This window comes from Trebonia sp. (genome assembly GCF_030042015.1).
Classification (GTDB): Bacteria; Actinomycetota; Actinomycetes; order Streptosporangiales; family Streptosporangiaceae; genus Trebonia.
The window spans coordinates 1-16,165 of record NZ_JASIAL010000273.1 but is presented as its reverse complement, the minus strand read 5'-3'; the positions used below and the strand labels follow the sequence as shown (position 1 = coordinate 16,165).

Annotated in this window: 18 protein-coding genes and 1 pseudogene; 10 read left to right on the top strand and 9 right to left on the bottom strand. The window is 69.9% G+C overall.

The genetic code is table 11. The features are described from left to right. A partial coding sequence (locus Q1N79_RS14715; protein WP_300609420.1) for an aldehyde dehydrogenase family protein occupies positions 1-1,279 on the top strand: 1,279 nt, incomplete at its 5' end. 2 nt (positions 1,280-1,281) lie between these two features. Next, positions 1,282-2,727, top strand: coding sequence for an aldehyde dehydrogenase (locus tag Q1N79_RS14710; RefSeq protein WP_300609418.1), 1,446 nt, complete (start codon positions 1,282-1,284; stop codon positions 2,725-2,727). Positions 2,728-2,889: 162 nt separating this feature from the next. Here Q1N79_RS14710 and Q1N79_RS14705 read toward each other — a convergent pair whose 3' ends face one another. Further along, the gene (locus Q1N79_RS14705; protein WP_300609416.1) at positions 2,890-3,633 is read right to left on the bottom strand and encodes a putative Ig domain-containing protein; all 744 of its coding nucleotides are present in this window, start codon (positions 3,631-3,633) and stop codon (positions 2,890-2,892) included. A gap of 33 nt (positions 3,634-3,666) precedes the next feature. On the opposite strand from Q1N79_RS14705, the gene Q1N79_RS14700 reads away from it, so the two are divergent. Further along, positions 3,667-3,840 carry a hypothetical protein gene (locus Q1N79_RS14700; protein ID WP_300609414.1) on the top strand — a complete coding sequence of 58 codons (174 nt, stop codon included), beginning with the start codon at positions 3,667-3,669 and terminating at the stop codon, positions 3,838-3,840. A 275-nt stretch (positions 3,841-4,115) separates the two neighbouring features. Continuing rightward, complete coding sequence (locus Q1N79_RS14695) at positions 4,116-4,289, top strand: hypothetical protein (RefSeq protein ID WP_300609412.1); 174 nt, start codon at positions 4,116-4,118, stop codon at positions 4,287-4,289. A 4-nt stretch (positions 4,290-4,293) separates the two neighbouring features. On the opposite strand, the gene Q1N79_RS14690 is transcribed toward Q1N79_RS14695, so the two are convergent. The 3 genes from Q1N79_RS14690 to Q1N79_RS14680 form a co-directional block, all read right to left on the bottom strand. Continuing rightward, the gene (locus Q1N79_RS14690) at positions 4,294-6,000 is read right to left on the bottom strand and encodes a thiamine pyrophosphate-requiring protein (protein WP_300609410.1); all 1,707 of its coding nucleotides are present in this window, start codon (positions 5,998-6,000) and stop codon (positions 4,294-4,296) included. Between the two features lie 108 nt (positions 6,001-6,108). Beyond that, positions 6,109-6,708, bottom strand: coding sequence for a cadmium resistance transporter (locus tag Q1N79_RS14685; RefSeq protein ID WP_300609408.1), 600 nt, complete (start codon positions 6,706-6,708; stop codon positions 6,109-6,111). A 320-nt stretch (positions 6,709-7,028) separates the two neighbouring features. Next, positions 7,029-7,457 (bottom strand): hypothetical protein, encoded by a 429-nt coding sequence (locus Q1N79_RS14680; RefSeq protein ID WP_300609407.1) that lies wholly within the window; start codon positions 7,455-7,457, stop codon positions 7,029-7,031. A gap of 477 nt (positions 7,458-7,934) precedes the next feature. Between Q1N79_RS14680 and Q1N79_RS14675 the strand changes: the two genes are divergently transcribed. From Q1N79_RS14675 to Q1N79_RS30685, 4 genes and pseudogenes are all read left to right on the top strand, one after another. Further along, a complete protein-coding gene (locus Q1N79_RS14675; RefSeq protein WP_300609405.1) occupies positions 7,935-8,327 on the top strand; it encodes an ATP-binding protein in 393 nt (130 codons plus the stop codon). A gap of 210 nt (positions 8,328-8,537) precedes the next feature. After that, positions 8,538-8,957 (top strand): hypothetical protein, encoded by a 420-nt coding sequence (locus Q1N79_RS14670; protein ID WP_300609403.1) that lies wholly within the window; start codon positions 8,538-8,540, stop codon positions 8,955-8,957. Between the two features lie 15 nt (positions 8,958-8,972). Beyond that, positions 8,973-9,719, top strand: a complete 747-nt coding sequence (locus Q1N79_RS14665; protein WP_300609401.1) for a hypothetical protein — start codon at positions 8,973-8,975, stop codon at positions 9,717-9,719. Then, a pseudogene (locus tag Q1N79_RS30685) lies at positions 9,716-10,012 on the top strand (roadblock/LC7 domain-containing protein); the annotation flags it as partial. The gene Q1N79_RS14665 and the pseudogene Q1N79_RS30685, both read left to right, overlap by 4 nt. Before the next feature lie 164 nt (positions 10,013-10,176). On the opposite strand, the gene Q1N79_RS14660 reads toward Q1N79_RS30685, so the two are convergent. Then, positions 10,177-10,527, bottom strand: coding sequence for a hypothetical protein (locus Q1N79_RS14660; protein WP_300609399.1), 351 nt, complete (start codon positions 10,525-10,527; stop codon positions 10,177-10,179). Between the two features lie 812 nt (positions 10,528-11,339). Here Q1N79_RS14660 and Q1N79_RS14655 point away from each other — a divergent pair. Further along, positions 11,340-12,143, top strand: a complete 804-nt coding sequence (locus Q1N79_RS14655; protein ID WP_300609397.1) for an SAM-dependent methyltransferase — start codon at positions 11,340-11,342, stop codon at positions 12,141-12,143. Between the two features lie 9 nt (positions 12,144-12,152). Here Q1N79_RS14655 and Q1N79_RS14650 read toward each other — a convergent pair whose 3' ends face one another. The 3 genes from Q1N79_RS14650 to Q1N79_RS14640 form a co-directional block, all read right to left on the bottom strand. Further along, positions 12,153-13,571: a helix-turn-helix transcriptional regulator gene (locus Q1N79_RS14650; RefSeq protein WP_300609395.1), complete on the bottom strand. Its 1,419-nt coding sequence runs from the start codon at positions 13,569-13,571 to the stop codon at positions 12,153-12,155. Between the two features lie 94 nt (positions 13,572-13,665). Then, positions 13,666-13,899, bottom strand: a complete 234-nt coding sequence (locus tag Q1N79_RS14645) for a DUF397 domain-containing protein (RefSeq protein WP_300609393.1) — start codon at positions 13,897-13,899, stop codon at positions 13,666-13,668. A gap of 3 nt (positions 13,900-13,902) precedes the next feature. Then, complete coding sequence (locus Q1N79_RS14640) at positions 13,903-14,772, bottom strand: helix-turn-helix transcriptional regulator (protein ID WP_300609390.1); 870 nt, start codon at positions 14,770-14,772, stop codon at positions 13,903-13,905. 336 nt (positions 14,773-15,108) lie between these two features. Between Q1N79_RS14640 and Q1N79_RS14635 the strand changes: the two genes are divergently transcribed. Next, positions 15,109-15,951 carry an SAM-dependent methyltransferase gene (locus Q1N79_RS14635; RefSeq protein ID WP_300609388.1) on the top strand — a complete coding sequence of 281 codons (843 nt, stop codon included), beginning with the start codon at positions 15,109-15,111 and terminating at the stop codon, positions 15,949-15,951. A gap of 26 nt (positions 15,952-15,977) precedes the next feature. On the opposite strand, the gene Q1N79_RS14630 is transcribed toward Q1N79_RS14635, so the two are convergent. After that, positions 15,978-16,165, bottom strand: a 188-nt coding sequence (locus Q1N79_RS14630; protein WP_300609386.1) for a pyridoxamine 5'-phosphate oxidase family protein, incomplete at its 5' end; no start/stop codon positions are given.

The following is a 16,165-nucleotide window of genomic DNA, read 5'->3' as shown; positions in this document are numbered from 1 at the left end:
GGCGTGGTCGGCCCTGACCACCGCCGAGCGCGTCCCGATCGTGCTCAAGGCGCTGGAAGGCCTCGACGCCGACGCCGACGCCCGCGCGGAGATCCTGTCCCGCGAGAACGGCAAGGTGCGCTTCGAGGCCACCATCGACCTGCTGGTCTTCGCCGGCCGGTTCCACCAGGCCGCCCAGTACGCGCCCGAGCTCGACGCCGACGAGCACATCGCGGGACCGCCGTTCAACACGACGATCAGCAAGCTGTCGGCCGGCGTGGTCACGATCATCTACCCGTTCAACTGGCCGCTGGCGATCCTCGCCGCGTCCCTGCCGGCCGCGCTGATGGCCGGCAACACCGTGGTCGTCAAGCCGCCGCCCACCACACCGCTGTCGTCCGTCCAGACGCTGCGGCACGTGGTTCGCAACCTCCCGCCTGGCGTGCTGAACGTCGTCACCGGCGCCGACGAGGTCGTCGGCCCGATCGTCGTCAGCGACCCGCGGATCAGGCACGTCTGCTTCACCGGCAGCGTCGGCGGCGGCAAGCGGATCATGGCGATGGCCGCCACGAACCTCGCCAACGTGACGCTCGAGCTCGGCGGCAACGACCCGGCGGTCGTCCTCGACGACGCGAACCTCGACGAGGCCGCGTTCGGCCGGATGAGCGGCGCGACGTTCATGACCACCGGCCAGGTCTGCATGGCGCTCAAGCGGCTGTACGTCCCGCGCCGCCGCTACGACGAGGTCGTCGACGGGCTGCGCGCGACGCTCGTGAACGCGAAGGTCGGCCCCGGCCTTGACCCGGCCACCACGTTCGGCCCGCTCAACACCGCGCGCCAGCGCGACTACGTCGCCGGGCTGACCGAGCAGGCGCGCGCGGCCGGCGCGGAGGTGCTGACGTTCGGCGAGTACACCGTCGACGCGGCCAGCGGCAACTACCTGCTCCCGTCGCTCGTCCTCAACCCGGCACCGGAGCTGGGGATCGTGGCCGAAGAGCAGTTCGGTCCCGCCCTGCCCGTCATCCCCTACGACGACGAGGCCGAGGCGGTCGCGCTCGCCAACCAGACGTGGTCCGGGCTGTGCTCGTCGGTGTGGTCGGCGGACACCGGGCACGCGATGAGGGTCGCCAGGCAGCTGCGCACCGGCGTCACGTTCTTCAACAACCACAACGCGACCGCGGTCGACGAGCGGGCGCCCTTCGGCGGGTTCAGCCAGAGCGGCATCGGCCGCGAACTCGGCCGCGAGGGCATGCGCGACTTCACCGAGACCCACGTCATGGCCGTCCCGGCCGAGGGGTAAGCATGTCAGTCAGCCATGACAAGCTGTTCATCGGCGGTGACTGGGTCAGCCCCAGCTCCGCCGCGCGGATCGCGGTCCGCAACGCCAGCACGGAAGAGCCCATCGGCGAGGCCCCCGAGGCGGCCGAAGCCGACGTGGACGCCGCGGTCGCCGCGGCGCGCCGCGCGTTCGACGACCCGTCCGGCTGGTCCCAGTGGGAGCCGACCCAGCGCGGCGCCGCCATGGAACGGCTGGCGAGCGAGCTTGAGGCCCGGGCCCAGGAGATCGGCCGGCTGGTCAGCGAGCAGAACGGCATGCCGATCGCGCTGTCGCCGCTCATCGAGGGCATGACCCCGGTGGGCACGCTGCGCTACATGGTGAGCCTGCTGGCCGGCTCCCCCGTCGAGGAGGAAGCCGCGCGGTTCCTCGGCGGCGACCTCATCATCAGGCACGAGCCGGTCGGCGTGGTCGGCGGGATCGTGCCGTGGAACTACCCGCAGACGCTGTCGTCGTTCAAGTACGCGCCCGCGCTTGCCGCCGGCTGCACGATCGTGCTCAAGCCGTCGCCGGAGACCGTGCTCGACTCGTACGTGTTCGCGGAGGCCGTGCTGGCCGCAGGCATCCCGCCGGGCGTGATCAACATCGTGCCCGGCGGCCGGGACATCGGCGCCTACCTGGTCCAGCACCGCGATGTCGACAAGATCGCCTTCACCGGCTCCACCGCGGCCGGACGGCAGATCGCCGAGGTCTGCGGGCGGCTGCTGCGCCCGGTCAGCCTGGAGCTCGGCGGCAAGTCGGCGGCGATCATCCTCGACGACGCCGACCTGGACCTGGCCACGATCGGGCAGAACCTGTTCGCGGCCACGCTGGTCAACAACGGGCAGACCTGTTACGCGGGCACCCGGATCCTGGCCCCGCGCTCCCGCTACGACGAGGTCGTCGACATCTTCGCCGCGTTCGCGTCCTCGCTGCCGGTCGGCGACGCCCTCGACCCGGGCACGCTGATCGGCCCGCTGGTGTCGGAGCGGCAGCGGGACCGCGTCGAGCGGTACATCGCCAAGGGCACCAGCGACGGCGCGCGGCTGGTCACCGGCGGCGGCCGCCCGGCCGGCCTGGACAAGGGCTGGTTCGTCCAGCCGACGATCTTCGCCGACGTGGACAACAGGTCCACGATCGCGCAGGAGGAGATCTTCGGCCCGGTGCTTTCCGTCATCGAGTACACGGATACCGACGACGCCATCCGGATCGCCAACGACTCCGACTACGGCCTGGGCGGCTCGGTGTGGACCACCGACCCGGCCCGGGCGCGGGCGGTCGTCCGCCGGGTGCGCACCGGAACCATGGGCATCAACAACTACCTGCCGGACCCGGCAGGCCCGTGGGGCGGGGTCAAGGCCAGCGGCATCGGCCGCGAGCTCGGCCCCGGCGCGATCGCCGCCTACCAGCAGCTCAAGACCGTCTACGCCTGAGCGGCAGGACAATCACAATCATTATCCAGAACGGGCAGTGGCGTCTCCTCGCGGCAGACGTCACTGCCCGTTCGTGCTGAGCCCGCCGGCGACCCGTGGGCCGGGCATGGGTGCGCGGCCGGCCTGCCCCGGTGGGACGGGCCAGCCGCGCGGCCGGGCTGGCTAGCTCGTGATCTTGATGGTCGCGGCTGCCAGGTTGTTGAGGATGTCGGGATCTGGGTTGGCCGAGCCGGCGGCGGCCGCCACGAGGGCGGTGCCGGCGTGCCCGGCGGTGACGGTGATCGTGAGGGTTGCGGACTGCCCGGCCGCCAGGGTGCCCAGCGACCAGCCGAGTACCCCGCCCAGCTGCGTGCAGCCTGCTGAGCAGGCGGTCACCTTAAGCAGCGCGGGGACCGCGGCCCCGGCCACCACGTCGGCGGCCGGCGCGGGCCCGGCATTGGTCACGGTCAGCGTGCACTTCCCGCTGGCCCCGACCGTCAGCCCGGACGGGCAGGTCAGCGACACCGACACGTCCGCCTTGGTCACCGCGGCGGAGACCGTGACCGTGAACGGCCCGGCGGTCGACGACCCGGCGGCGTTAGCGGCCGTCACCGAGTAGGTGAACGTCTTCGTCCCGGTCGGCGGGGTGCCGCTGACCAGGCCGGTGCTGCTGACCGACAGCCACGAGGGCGCCCCGCCGCCCAGGGCGTAGGACGGGGCAGGGGTGCCGGTGGCATCGAACTGGTAGGAGTACCGCGTGCCGGCCGTCACGCTCAGCGGCGCGCTGTCGACCAGGAACGCCGGCGCCTGCAGCACGCTGATGCTGCCCTGCGCCTGCGCCGCCGCCGCGTACTCGGCGTCGCCGGCCTGGCTGGCGTCGATCACGCAGGTCCCCGCCGCCAGGTAGTCCACCGTGTCACCGGACACGCTGCACACCCCGGCCCGGAGGACGGGTCGACGGTGAACGTCACCGGGTTGCCCGAGCCGCCGCCGGTCGCGGTCAGCGTCGCGGTCTGCCCCACGGTCCCCGTCGCCGGGGGCGTGAAGCCGATCGACTGGGCGAGCTGGCTCACCGTGACCGTGAACGGTCCCGCGGTCGCGCTGCCCGCCGCGCTTGCGGCGGTCACCGAGTAGCCGAACGAGGTCGTGCCCGCCGGCGGCGTCCCGGTCACCTGCCCGCTTGCGGCGTCGGTGCCCGGCGGCGCGGCCGACGACGCCAGCGCCCTGGTCGCGATCCCGCAGAAAGGAACCCCAAGCAGACCGCCAATCTGCGTGCGGGTGGGCGGTCCTGGGCATGCGTGTGCGGCTAGCCCGACTGCGGGAGGGCGGGTGCCGCGGCCGGAGCCTACGGACAGAAACTACGGAGAATCCGTGGGGCGCCAGCGGCGCCGGCCCCCGACACTGGTCCGGTGCAGATCATCCTCGACATCGCGCAAGACGGCGCCGGCCGCCTGTCCGGGACGGCGACGGCCGCGGGCGGCGGGCGCGAACGGACGTTCTCCGGGGCCATGGAGCTCCTCGCCACCATCGAGGATCTCTGCGCCGCCCCGGCCCCGGACGACACCGCACGGCCTGGCGGCTAGGCGCTCACCCCGGGCAGGCGACGTTCACGACCGCCTGCCGGTGCTCGTCCTGGACCGCGCGCAGCGCCCTGCGCAGGGCCGGCACCAGGTCCTTGCGCTCGGTGACGGCCTCGCCGAAGCCGCCCGAGGCCTGCGCGTACTGTTCGAACGCAACCGCCGGGCCGAGCTCCGCCAGCGGGCTGAGCTGGCCCGCGCTGGCCGCGTGACCGTGCGGGTACATGCCCAGGGCCGAACCCTCGACCGCCGACCACTTGCGGTTGGCGCAGATGACCGTCAGCACGGGGATGTCGTGCATCGCCATCGCGTGGTGGCACGCGGCCGGGTTGGCGAACAGGTAGGCGCCGTCGCCGACGGCGGAGATCACGGTGCGTTCCGGCAGGGCCAGCTTCAGGCCGATGGCCGCCGGGAGCCCCCACCCGAGGCCGCCGGCCGGCGGGGTGCCGAAGAAGCTCAGCGGAGCGCCGAGCGGCAGCAGCTCCGGGCGCGCCCAGTACTCGCTGACGACCGCGGCGTCCTGCGGCAGTACCTCGGCAAGCGCCCAGTTCATGAACGCCTTGGTGATCGGGCCGCCCGCCCGGCCCTCGGCGGCCAGCCGCCGCGCGACCTGGGCGCGGCTGTCCGCCGCGGCGCCCTCGATGGCGGCGCGGCGGCCTTTCGCTATCCGGCCGCTTCGCCCTGGCAGGGCCGTCGCCAGCGCCGCGAGCAGGTTGCCGACGCTTGCGGTGACCGACAGGTCGCTGCGGTGCGTGCGGATCGGGTACCGGGAGAAGTGCGGGTCCGGCCCGCACTGGACGACGATCGCGTCGGGCGGCGGCGAGACCCGCGCCGGGATCCACGGCACGTCCATGTCGAGGAAGCACAGCACGTCGGCGTTGGCGACCGCCGTGCCCAGGTCGTAGCCGAGGTGCAGCGGGCTGGTCGGGCGGACGTTATAACGGCGCGGCGCGGACTCGACGACGCCTACCGAGTACTCCTCGCACAGCCGTCCGAGCAGCGCCGCCGTGCCAGGGTCGGTCCCCGACGCCGCCGTGACGAAGACCGGGAAGCTCGCGCCGGCCAGCAGGTCGGCGAGCCGCTCGACCGCGCCGGCGCTGGGAGCGGCGTCGGTGGGCGTCGCGCTGCGGCGGGCGGGCAGCGGACCGGAAGCGTCGCGGGCGAGCACCTCCCGGGGCAGCGACAGGTATACCGGGCCGCGCGGCGCCGTCATCGCGATGTCGATGGCGCGGTCCACGACCGCGGCGACCTGCACGCCGTCGCGCAGCTCGTAGTCCCACTTGACGAGTTCGCGGACCAGGGACGCCTGGTCGTACATCTCCTGCGGCCAGTGGATGTTCGCGTCGCGCGAACCGGGCACGGAGTCCTCGAACAGCGGGGAACGGCCCGCGGTCAGCAGGATCGGGATGGCGTCCCTGGCGGCGTTCAGCACACCGCAGACCGCGTTGGCCGTGCCGACGCTGGTGTGGAGCATGACCGCCTGGATGCGCCCGTCGCCCAGGTAAGCGCCGTGGGCCATCGAAATCGCGAGGTTCTCGTGCGCGCAGACGACCGGCTCGGGGAAGTCGAGGCCCGATTGCTTCAGGCGGGCGTACGCCTCGACGAGGGGGGCGAAGTCGGTGCCCGCGTTGACGAAGAGCCGGCTGACGCCGCGATCGCGCAGCACGCTCAGGTAAGCCTCGGCGACCGTCGTCACTTCGTTCTCATGGAGTCCCACTGGTGCGCTCCTCTCGTCGGTCAATCAGGACAAAGGCGTCGTTGAGCACCACCTCGAAGACTCCCAGCAGCGCCGCCGGCTGTCCAGGGGCGGGGGCCCGGGTCCCCGCTATCCGGTCAGGGTCCCTGTTTCCCAGAGCACGCACACGCCGATGACCAGGTACACGGCGGGGACGAGCCAGTGGCCGTGGCGCTGGATGAGGCGGGTGACCTGGCGATGGGACGCCAGCGATGACCCGGCAAGGCACCACAGCGCGGTCCCGGCGGTGAACACCGCGACCGTGACGGTTGCGGCGCCCGCGCTGATCGTGGCGAAGACCGGCGCGTAGGCGGCCAGGTTGTCGCCGCCGCTGGCGATCGTGAGCCCGGACACGCCGGGCAGTCCGCCGGGCGCGGCGACAGGTGCCTGCTCGCCGCGACGGCGCGCGCCGATCGCGGCCGCCAGCCGCGCGGCGCCCAGGCCGAGCGGCAGCAGGGCAAGCAGCCAGAGCCGGCCGTGCGGGACGGCCGCCAGGCCGCGGCCGACGGCCAGCGACACCGCCACAAGGACCGTCATGCCGGCGAACTGCCCGGCCCAGATCTGCCAGCGGCGGGGACGCCCGGTGGCCCGCGCGGCGGCGCTCAGCACCGACAGCACGACCAAGTCGTCGATGTTGGTGCCCGCGAACAGCCCCGCGGCGGCGGCGACCACGGCTGGCAGTGCGTCCATGAACGCGTGGGGCTCCCTTCGGCCTGCGCAGGTACCAGCCTCGCACACGGCTGCGGGCAAGGCCGGCGCGCGCCGCCCAACCGGCGCGCGCCGCGCGCGGTCGCCCGGCTGCTCGCGCACAACTTCCCAGGCTCGCGGTTCCTCAGCGCCGAGGGCGCGCGACTTCGAGCTCATCGCCTGACGGCACGCGCGTCGGTCCTGAGCACGATGCCGCCGCCTAGGGCGAAGTTCTCCAGTTCCCCCGCAGGCGTGGCCCGCCGGTGCAGACCACGTGGCCGGCGAGTACCGCCCGCAGGTACGGCGGGCGCTCGGGACCGGCGTCAGAGGCCGAACTGGCCGACGACGCGGCGAGCTTGCGCGAATAGCATCCCGACGTTGACCGCCCGGCGGCAGACGGCGACCGCGACGATATCCTGGCGGGCGTTCAGCCGGATGAACAGGTGGGTGAGGTTGTCGCTGTTGACCAGGATCTCCTGGAAGTAGTGCTCGTTGCTGACAACCCCGCGCCGCTCCTTGAACACATCCTCGATCATGATCACGGTACGGCCCTGGAACAGGTCGAGGGTCGCGCCGGCCAGCAGGTCGAGAACCTCGGCCGGGTGGGTTTCCACGGTCTCGTAAGCGAGCAGCATCCCTGTGTCCATGTCCACGACACCCGCGGCCACGCAGTCGGGGGCATCGGCGCGCAGTGTCTTGACCAGGCTCACGACCTGGTCGGAGAAACCCTGGGCGTTAGTCTTAACCGCCATTGTCCTTACTCTCCTTTGGGTCTTGCATTTGCGACTCATATCAGCCCGTGGGCAAAGTTTCCGGCTTATCGAGGACTCGCTGCGCAATCCGCCTGGTGACGATCCCGGCATCGAATGATCGCCATTCGTCGATACGCGGCGCGGCCCGCCGGCCTGGTTACCGGTCATCTCCGTCCTGCTCGCTCAGCGGCCCGGAGACAGGTTGTCATGACGCGCGCAAGCGCGACGCCATACACAATGGATTGTCACGAACTGTCCCATTCTGTAGAGCCATTGTCCGTAGCATTTGCCATCGTGCGTCCAGCAAGGTGAGCCACACTCATTCCACGGGCAGTCACCGGCAGGAGAACGGCACGTGTGCTGCGCGCGACAAGGAGAGCCAACCGCATGACCGGCACCCGCGCTCACGCCGCGCCCCCTCGTTCCCGGACGGCAGGGGATGCCGGAGGGGGACCACCCTGGCTTGATCTTTCCCCCGTGGCGGCATCGGCGGGCCTGGCGAGGGCATGGGCGCGTGCCGTACTGGCCGCGTGGGATCTCGGCCACCTTGCCGGGGACGCGGAGCTTGCCGTCTCCGAACTGGTCACGAACGCGGTCCAGGCGAGTTCATCGGCCGACAGCCCGGACCCGGTGCGGCTGTGCCTGACGAGCATCGGGACACAGCTCCTCGTTCAAGTGCGTGACGGGTGCCCCGCCTTCCCCGTGCACACGCATTCCGGCGTCACCGACGAGGCCGGGCGCGGTCTGCTGATCATCGATCATGTCGCTATCCAGGCCGGCTGCTACCGGACGCCGCGAATGCCGGGAAAAGTGGTCTGGTGTCTCATAGCCGGTGATCCGGTGCCTGGTAACCGGATTGGCGACCAGTAGCATCCGGACAGCAACGCGCGGATCGCCTGTTACGGATCCGCCGGCGGCATGACGGTAAAGCGCTAGGATTAATCAGGATCGCGATAGCCCTAATAGGACATAGGAGGATATCAATCCACTAATAGCCCCCACGTTGCTATCGGACTCAAACAGAACTGTACAGCCCGCGCAATTGCATCGGGATTTCAGTGTCTGCCGAAAGGATCTGCCGTGGCCGCGTCTCCCGTGGAAGTGATGCTTGCCCCGCTGAAGCGGATCGGCGGCTTTGTGCTCGCGTGCCTTATCGATGCCACGAGCGGCATGGTCCTCGGCGCTGTATGCAATGATGACACCGCAAGCGTGCCGGTGGCGGCGGCAGGTGCCGCCGACGCCGTCAATGTGCTTTCCCAGATGACGGCCAGGCTGGCGCTGCAAGGCGACCTTGAGGACGTGATCGTAACCCTGAGCAGTCACTACCATTTGATCCGCGTGCTTCCTCCCGAGCCTGCCGGGCAATTGATCGTGCTCGTGACGCTTGAGCGGCCGGCAGCCAATCTCGCGATGGCGCACCGCGAGGTTCGCGAATCACTGTCGGCCGTGGCTGGCCACTGGTTTCACGCGCCCTCGCAGGATGACGTGTCCGGCGCCTGACGGGACAGTGCCGCTATGCGCCTGGGCAAAGAGCCGGTCATCACCCAGCTAAGCAAGCTCGCGCTCGCGAGCCGCACCGGCGTGCTGCGCCTTCCGGGCGACAACGGCGGGACGATCCGCCTGTACCAGGGCGCTGTCGCCGGGGCCAAATCCCGTGGAACCCCTGACGTGGCCGGCAGGCTCGCGCGCTGGCCGGCGGGCCCCGGCCGGCGCGGCGTGCCGAGCGTACTCGAGCGTGACTGGATCACCCGCGAGGCGACCGCCGATGCCGCGCTGGCACTGCTGACGCAAGCGCCGCGATCCGGACGGTTCACCACGGGCGGCGTGCCCAACCCGGACGGCGTCGGCGTCATGACCGTCGGCGAAATGCTCGCGGAAGTGAACCGCAGGCGCGAGATCATCCGGCAACTGGCTAGCTTGCTGACGCCCGACACGACAGTTGTGCGCAACCCGTATCTCAGCGCGCGCGGCGTGCACATATCCGCTAGCCAGTGGGCCTTGCTCGTGCGGATGAACGATCAGGCCACGCCGCGCGGGCTGGCCATGGAATGCGGCAGGAGCGTCTTCACGACAACACTTGAGGTATTCCGCCTGATGATCGTGGACCTGGTCGCCGTGGCCGACGGCCCGTCACCTGGTAAGCGCGCCGCCGGATTCGCCGGCTGCTTGCCGGACGGTATTTCTTTCATCCAGGCCGTGGCGAGTGAGCCTCGGGGTCTGAACGCGGCTATGCCGCATCCCACGACAGGGGAGCAGGGATGACACAACCGGCGGGATCGCAATCGGCTGCGCGGGACTTCGTGCACGCGGAGCTTCGCACGCTGCGGGAAACGATCACGGGAATCGACGGCAGCCTGGTCGCGACAAGCGACGGACTGCTCATCGCCCACGATATTCCGGACCAGGAACCGGCGCGGCTGGCCGCACTCGTATCGACGACTCTGAGTCTGGCCAGGCAGGCCGTCAGGGAAACCGGCCGGGGGGAATTCCGGGAGGCACTCGCCCGGGGAACGGCGGGCTACCTCATGGTGTACGCCGCGGGCGGCAATGCCGTCGTCGCGATTATCGGCGACGCCCAGCTGAACGTCGGCGTGATGCAATACCAGGCCCGCGAGGCGATAGAACGGATAACGGCCCGCTCGGCGGATTTCGCCCGATGGTCGGGCGCTGCCGGACCGACGGCCGGCGATGGGGAGCCCCCGCAGGGTGGCTCAGAGTCTCACTTCAGCGAGTTAAGCCCGTCCAGGATCTGCCTGAGCAGCCCCGGATCCGGCCGCGCCGGCAGTGAATCCGCCACCGACGGCACCGCCTGCCGCACCCGGCGCGGCAACGGTGGCGCGGCACCGCCCGCCGGCTTGCCGTCAGCGAGAGCGGGAGCCGCCACCGCGATGATCGTGCACAGCCCGGCGCGGATGAGCCGGGTCACTAGCTCTATCGCGTCGTGGAGCGTGACACCGCTCGCCGCGGTCAGTTCCCCGACCGTGGCGCGTCCGTCGACATGACAGGCGAATGCCCACTCCGCGCTGCCGAGCACGGCCGACGGGCGATGCAGGTCGCATAGCCGCGGCACGGCGAATTCACTGGCGACAAGCGCCAGGTCATGCCCGCCCGGTGAATTCAGCCGGAATCACTCCCACCCGTGACGATGCAGAACAGCTAGCGATACTCATGGACAACTATAGCCCGCACTCACATACGGTCATCGGGAGCTGCTGTTTCTCACGTCAGCGTTTCCGCGGAAACGTGGCCCGTGGTGCCGGAGTGACGGTCACGCCCCGCGTCCGCGCGGAAGAGATCCCATCCGGCCGACGACGCGCCCCACGCGTGCCATTTGCTCCGGCGCGAGGCGGCCGGCCATTATCCGGAAGAATTTTCGCACCTTCGAGCGCCAATTCTTTGCGTCATGAAAAATGTCTTCGCGATCACGATATAGCGGAGAGAACAATGGGGCCGTTGCGAATGTGGATACCGGTGATATGCGCGCCGCCGCCCGCGCGTCGACGCCTGAGGCAAAGGCGGATCGGCAGGCGCGGGCGGCAGCGCAGCGGGCAGCGAACGCGATGGCCATGGCGCCGGCTTCATGACCGTCACCGGGCAGACCCTGGCGGCCGTCGACCTGCGCCGCCCGGGTCTACGGCTGCCTGCCTGACGGCAAGCACAACGTCGCCGCGGACAGGGAACTGGCCGGGCACCGCCCGGTCGGAGAGGGGCGCTATGTGCCGTGCCGCGCCAGCGTCAAGCGCCAAGCGCATCGGGGGTAGGCCGCGGGACCGGAGCGCGGCCGGATGCAATAGACTACCCCTGACAGCAGTCTTCCACGTTTTTACCGGTATCGATTGCTTACTGTCGGCCCTTACGCTTCCAGAAGACCAGAAGGACGCGATGGAATCGGGTTTCGCCCCCTCCGAGATCGATACGACCAGGGCGCATCCTGCGCGTATGTACGACTACTATCTCGGCGGGAAAGACAACTACGCCGTTGACCAGGAAGCGGCCAGGGAGGTCATCCGGGTTGCCCCGGAGGTTCGCGACATGGCGCGCGCTAACAGGGCATTCCTGCAGCGGGCGGTCCGGTTCCTCGCTGGCGAGTCGGGAATACGGCAGTTCCTGGATATCGGCACCGGCATTCCGACCGCGGGCAACGTCCACGAGGTTGCCGGAGAGGTCGCGCCCGAGGCGCGAGTCGTCTACGTCGACAACGATCCCATCGTGAACACGCATGCCAACGCGCTGCTAAGCGGGAGCGGCGCTACCGGGATCGTGCTCGCTGACGTACGCGATCCTGCCGCGATTCTCAACCACCCCACCACGCGGGCACTACTGGACTTCGGCGAGCCGATCGCGCTGCTGCTCCTGGCGGTCCTGCACTTCGTCACCGACGACGAAAAGCCTGCCGACATCGTCGCCGTGCTGCGGGATGCCCTGCCCCCGGGCAGCTACCTCGCGCTTTCGCACGTCACCAAGGACTTCCGCAGCCAGGCGGCAGAAGCCGCCGCGGCTGTCTACAATCAGGCCACCTCAACGGTCACGCTGCGCAGCCATCTGGTGATCAGTTCGTTCTTCGACGGCTTCAAACTGGTCGAGCCTGGCCTGGTGCAGTTGCCGCTGTGGCGTCCTGACGGCCCGCTCCCGCGCAACCTCGACAAAATCTGGTTTTACGGCGGCGTCGCCCGGCTGGCGGACTGAGGAACCGGGTCAGGCGGACAGCGCGCTGAGCTCGGCGGGCGCCGCGATGCTGGTGCTGCTGAATTCCGCGATCCGGTCGTCGAGGTCGCGGAGCAGCGCCGACCCGTGGTCGGGATGCAGCGCGAGCTGGGCCCGGACGCGCCCGAGGCGCTGCGGGATGAGGTCGATGCGCTTGCCTGGCGGGAGCACGAGCACAGGCTCGAGAGCGTCGGAAACGGCGTCAAGCGCACCGCAGCGGAGCCGGGCCTCGGCAAGGCTGACGCGAGCGAGCGCCTCCATCGCGTAGCCGTGCGTCTCGCCCGGTCCTGGCCCGGCGGCGTATAGCTCGCCAGCTCGCTCGAGCTCGGCGGGCGCCTCCCCGGCTGCAGGGATCTCGATGAGCACCGAGGCGACCAGATAGTGCCGGGTTGCCCGGGACAAGTCGTATTCGCCGCCGATGATTGTCAGGTCATCGGCGTAGGCCTGATCACTGGCCTGGCCAGCAGCGGTAATCGCCTGGCGGGCAGCGGCGACATCGCCCATGCGGGCGGCCGCGCGGCCGTAAGTCAGGTGCAGCTGCACCCCGGTGGGCCCGGCCGCCAGGTACTCGAGCCCGTTTGACGCCAGCTCGGCCGCCTGCTGGAACTGGCCGTTCCAGTAGGCGAGGCTGGCAAGACCGAGCCGCAACTTGGCCAGCAGCGCGCGCTGGCCGATCGCCGTCGCGTAGGCCCATCCCGCGCGGTAGAGCTCCTGGGCGGCGCCCGGGTACCCGAGGTCGTCCGCCACGCCGGCCATCAGGCCGTTCACGCAGCCGAGGAGGAAGTAGATCTCTTTCGCATCCCTGGGCCAGATCCTGCGATCGAGTGCCCCGTGCATGCGGCTGCGGACCCGGCGCATCTCCCGGAAAAGGGGCAACGGCTCGCAGCTCATGTAGTCGCGCGAAAGCCGTGTCACGTCAGCGCGGAGCTGCTCCACGGTGGCATCGCCAATGCCGCGCTGTTCGGCCTGCTCGGCTCGCTCGCTCCCCTCGTGCGCCGCCATCAGCACCTCAAGCCCTGCAGCCGTGCGATCGCCGGTCTCCGGCTCGCGACCCGGGCGGACGGACATGCCAGCCGGGCCAGGCGTATGAGCGTCGACGGTGGCGTGCGACAGTGGCGCAGGCACCTGGATACCAGGTCTTCCGCCCGCTTCCGCCTGCCCGTCGGCCTGGCGGGGAAACCGTGCAGGCGGGATGCCGAACACCGCGCAGTAGCTAAGCATGTGGCGCTCTGAAACGCCGTATCCCCCGCGCTCCCAGCGGTAGACGTTGTGGCACATGCCGCTAAGGCCAGGCATGTGCTTGTCGCCTCTGGCCTGGCCTGCCGCGATGAGCCGCTTAGCCATCTCGATGCGGTCCCAGCCGCGGGTTTCGCGTTCCTGCCGCAGCCAGGCGCCCAGTGATTGGGACAATTGCGTCTACTCCCAGTGCCAAAGCGACCCTTGGTCCCGTGTGCTTCAACTGCAGGGCTGCCGCCAGCACTAACGAGGGCGGCGGCGGCGTGGTTCAGGAGAGGAGGAAATCAGCGTCGCCCCGCTTTGCGCCCTGGATGAAAGCGCGGATCTCGTGCGCCTGGAGGATGAGCGCCGGGCTGTCCGGGTCGGTGGACTGCCGCAGGGCGACCCGGCCGTCAGCCAGCTGCTTGGCCTCCAGGCAGGCGCCACCGTTGGAACCGCTCCAGGGCTTACGCCAGCCGGCCGCGCCGAGCGCGCCGGCGGGCATGCCGTTGTGAATGTCCATCGATCAGATCTCCTTACGGATCGTGCGGAGCACGGCAGCCGTGTTGTCCGCCGGGGCCGCCTGGGCGCAGATGCGGTCCAGGACTTCCAGGTAGCCAGTCACTTCCCTGGGCTTGTCGAAATAGAAGGCGCTCGTCATCGTCTCGCCGTAGACGATGTCCGGCATTTCCCTGTCGGGGAACCGCAGCAGGTAGAACAGGCCATACATGGCGGGATGCATCCCGGCGCTGAACGGCAGGACCTGCAGGGTGATACCGGGCTTTCCCGCGGCATCGAGCAGCCGGTCGATCTGGGCGCGCATGACCGTGGCTCCGGTGGTAGCCGCAGGCCGCCGCAGCGCCGTCTCGTCGATGACTATCCACAGGCGCGGCGGCTGCGGCCTGGCGAGTATCTGCTGGCGGGCAAGCCGCAGGGTGACCCGCCTGTCAACCTCGCTGTCGGAAGCGTCGGGAAACCCGGTTCGGACGCTGGCCCGGGCATAGTCCTCGGTCTGCAGCAGGCCGGGTACCCAGTGCGGTTCATAGCCCCGGATGAGGACCGCCGCTTCCTCAAGGCCGACGTAGGTGCGGAACCAGTCGGGCAGCACGTCGGTGTAGCTGTGCCACCAGCCCGGCTTGGCCGCGTCACGGCACAGGGACAGGAAAACTTCGATTTCATTACTGTCGGTGACGCCATAGGCGATCAGCAGGCTCTTCACGGTAAGCGGTTTGAAGCCACCCTCGGCCCGCTCCATCCGGCGGATGGTGAACGGCGAGGAGTAGATGGCATCGGCCGCCTCGTCGATGCTCATCTCCGCCCTTTCCCGCAGCGCCTGCAGCTGCCTTCCCAGGATGATTCGCAGCGCAGTCGGCCCGCCCGTCCGGTTACCCGTCATCTCCGCCCTGCCCTCTCCAGCAGCTGTCGTGGACAGATTGTCATGGCCGCCAGGATCAGTGCAATGCCTTACATACAAGACCGTCACTAACTGTCCCGATCTGTAGAGCAATTGTACGTAGCATTTTGCGCCGTGCATCCGGGATGTTGAGTCACACTCATTCCGGGAGCGTTCACCGGCAGCAGCGCGCGTGCGCGCCGCAGGCGACAAGGAGGTCATGCCGTGACGCCACTCAGCGGCAGTGTTGCGCCTGCCGCCGACCGGGCCCGGCCCGCGGGCTGGACTCGACGCCGGAGCCATCGTCTCCGGCCTAACCGGGCAGGCGGGCGGTAGGTGATGGCGGCGGGTTACGCAGTGGCCAGAAGGGACCCGGATCCTTTCGGCATTGATTTTACGAAGCCGAATATCGCCCGGGTTTATGACGCCTTCCTGGGCGGAAAGGACAACTTCGCCGCGGACCGGGCCGTCGTCGAACAGACGTTGCAGATAACCTCCGATGCTGCCGCGGGGGCGGTGGCTAACCGCGGGTTCCTGCGGCGGGCTGTCCGGTATCTGGCCCGGGACGCCGGCCTGCGGCAGTTCATCGATATCGGTTCCGGGCTGCCCGCCCAGGGCAATGTGCACGAAGTCGCGCACGAGATCGATCCCCGGACCCGGGTCGTCTACGTCGACAACGACCCCGTCGTGCATCGGCATAGCCAGGCACTGGTCGCGCACCGGGAGGAGGTCCTTGTGCTGGCCGCGGATGCCCGGCGGCCCGCGGATATCCTCGATGATCCGGGCGTCCGCGCGTTTGTCGACTTCAGCCTCCCGGTCGGGCTGCTGATGTTCGGCATCTTGCATCACATCCTCGATGAGGAGGATCCCGCGGGGATCGTGGCTCAGTTCCGTGCCGCCCTGGCGCCGGGCAGTCACCTGGCGATCTCGAGCTTCCGCATGCCAGGGCAGGAACACCCGGAGGACCATGCGAAGGCGTGCGCGGTGCAGGACCTGTTCGGCGACACCCTTGGCACGGGGATATGGCGCGAAGACCGGGAAATCCTGGGCTGGTTCGGTGACTGGGCGCTGATCGAGCCCGGGCTGGTCCCGCTCCCCGAGTGGCGGCCGGACTCAGCCGCTCCCCCGGCACGGGACTCCACCTACTATGGGTTCGTTGGCGGGGTGGCCGCGAAGCACTAGCGCGATGGCTTTGATCCTCGCGGCCGTCAGCCGAGGCGGCGGCCGGTGAGAATGCCCGGGGTGATCCGGATGAAGTGCTCGCGCTCGCCGGGCGCCCACGGCCGCGGGCCCGTCTCCCGCAGCCGGGCGAGGTCGGCGGGATCGGTCACTTCCCGCGAATGGCCGACGGCGGTCACGCTCCAGCCGTGGTGCTGGCTGGCGTCCAGGGTGTCGG

Coding starts and splice junctions, on each gene's coding strand:
- Q1N79_RS14710 (WP_300609418.1), top strand. CDS start 1,282: ATGTCAGTCAGCCATGACAAGCTGTTCATCGGCGGTGACTGGGTCAGC.
- Q1N79_RS14685 (WP_300609408.1), bottom strand. CDS start 6,708: ATGGACGCACTGCCAGCCGTGGTCGCCGCCGCCGCGGGGCTGTTCGCG.
- Q1N79_RS14680 (WP_300609407.1), bottom strand. CDS start 7,457: ATGGCGGTTAAGACTAACGCCCAGGGTTTCTCCGACCAGGTCGTGAGC.
- Q1N79_RS14665 (WP_300609401.1), top strand. CDS start 8,973: ATGCGCCTGGGCAAAGAGCCGGTCATCACCCAGCTAAGCAAGCTCGCG.
- Q1N79_RS14655 (WP_300609397.1), top strand. CDS start 11,340: ATGGAATCGGGTTTCGCCCCCTCCGAGATCGATACGACCAGGGCGCAT.
- Q1N79_RS14645 (WP_300609393.1), bottom strand. CDS start 13,899: ATGGACATTCACAACGGCATGCCCGCCGGCGCGCTCGGCGCGGCCGGC.
- Q1N79_RS14640 (WP_300609390.1), bottom strand. CDS start 14,772: ATGACGGGTAACCGGACGGGCGGGCCGACTGCGCTGCGAATCATCCTG.
- Q1N79_RS14635 (WP_300609388.1), top strand. CDS start 15,109: ATGGCGGCGGGTTACGCAGTGGCCAGAAGGGACCCGGATCCTTTCGGC.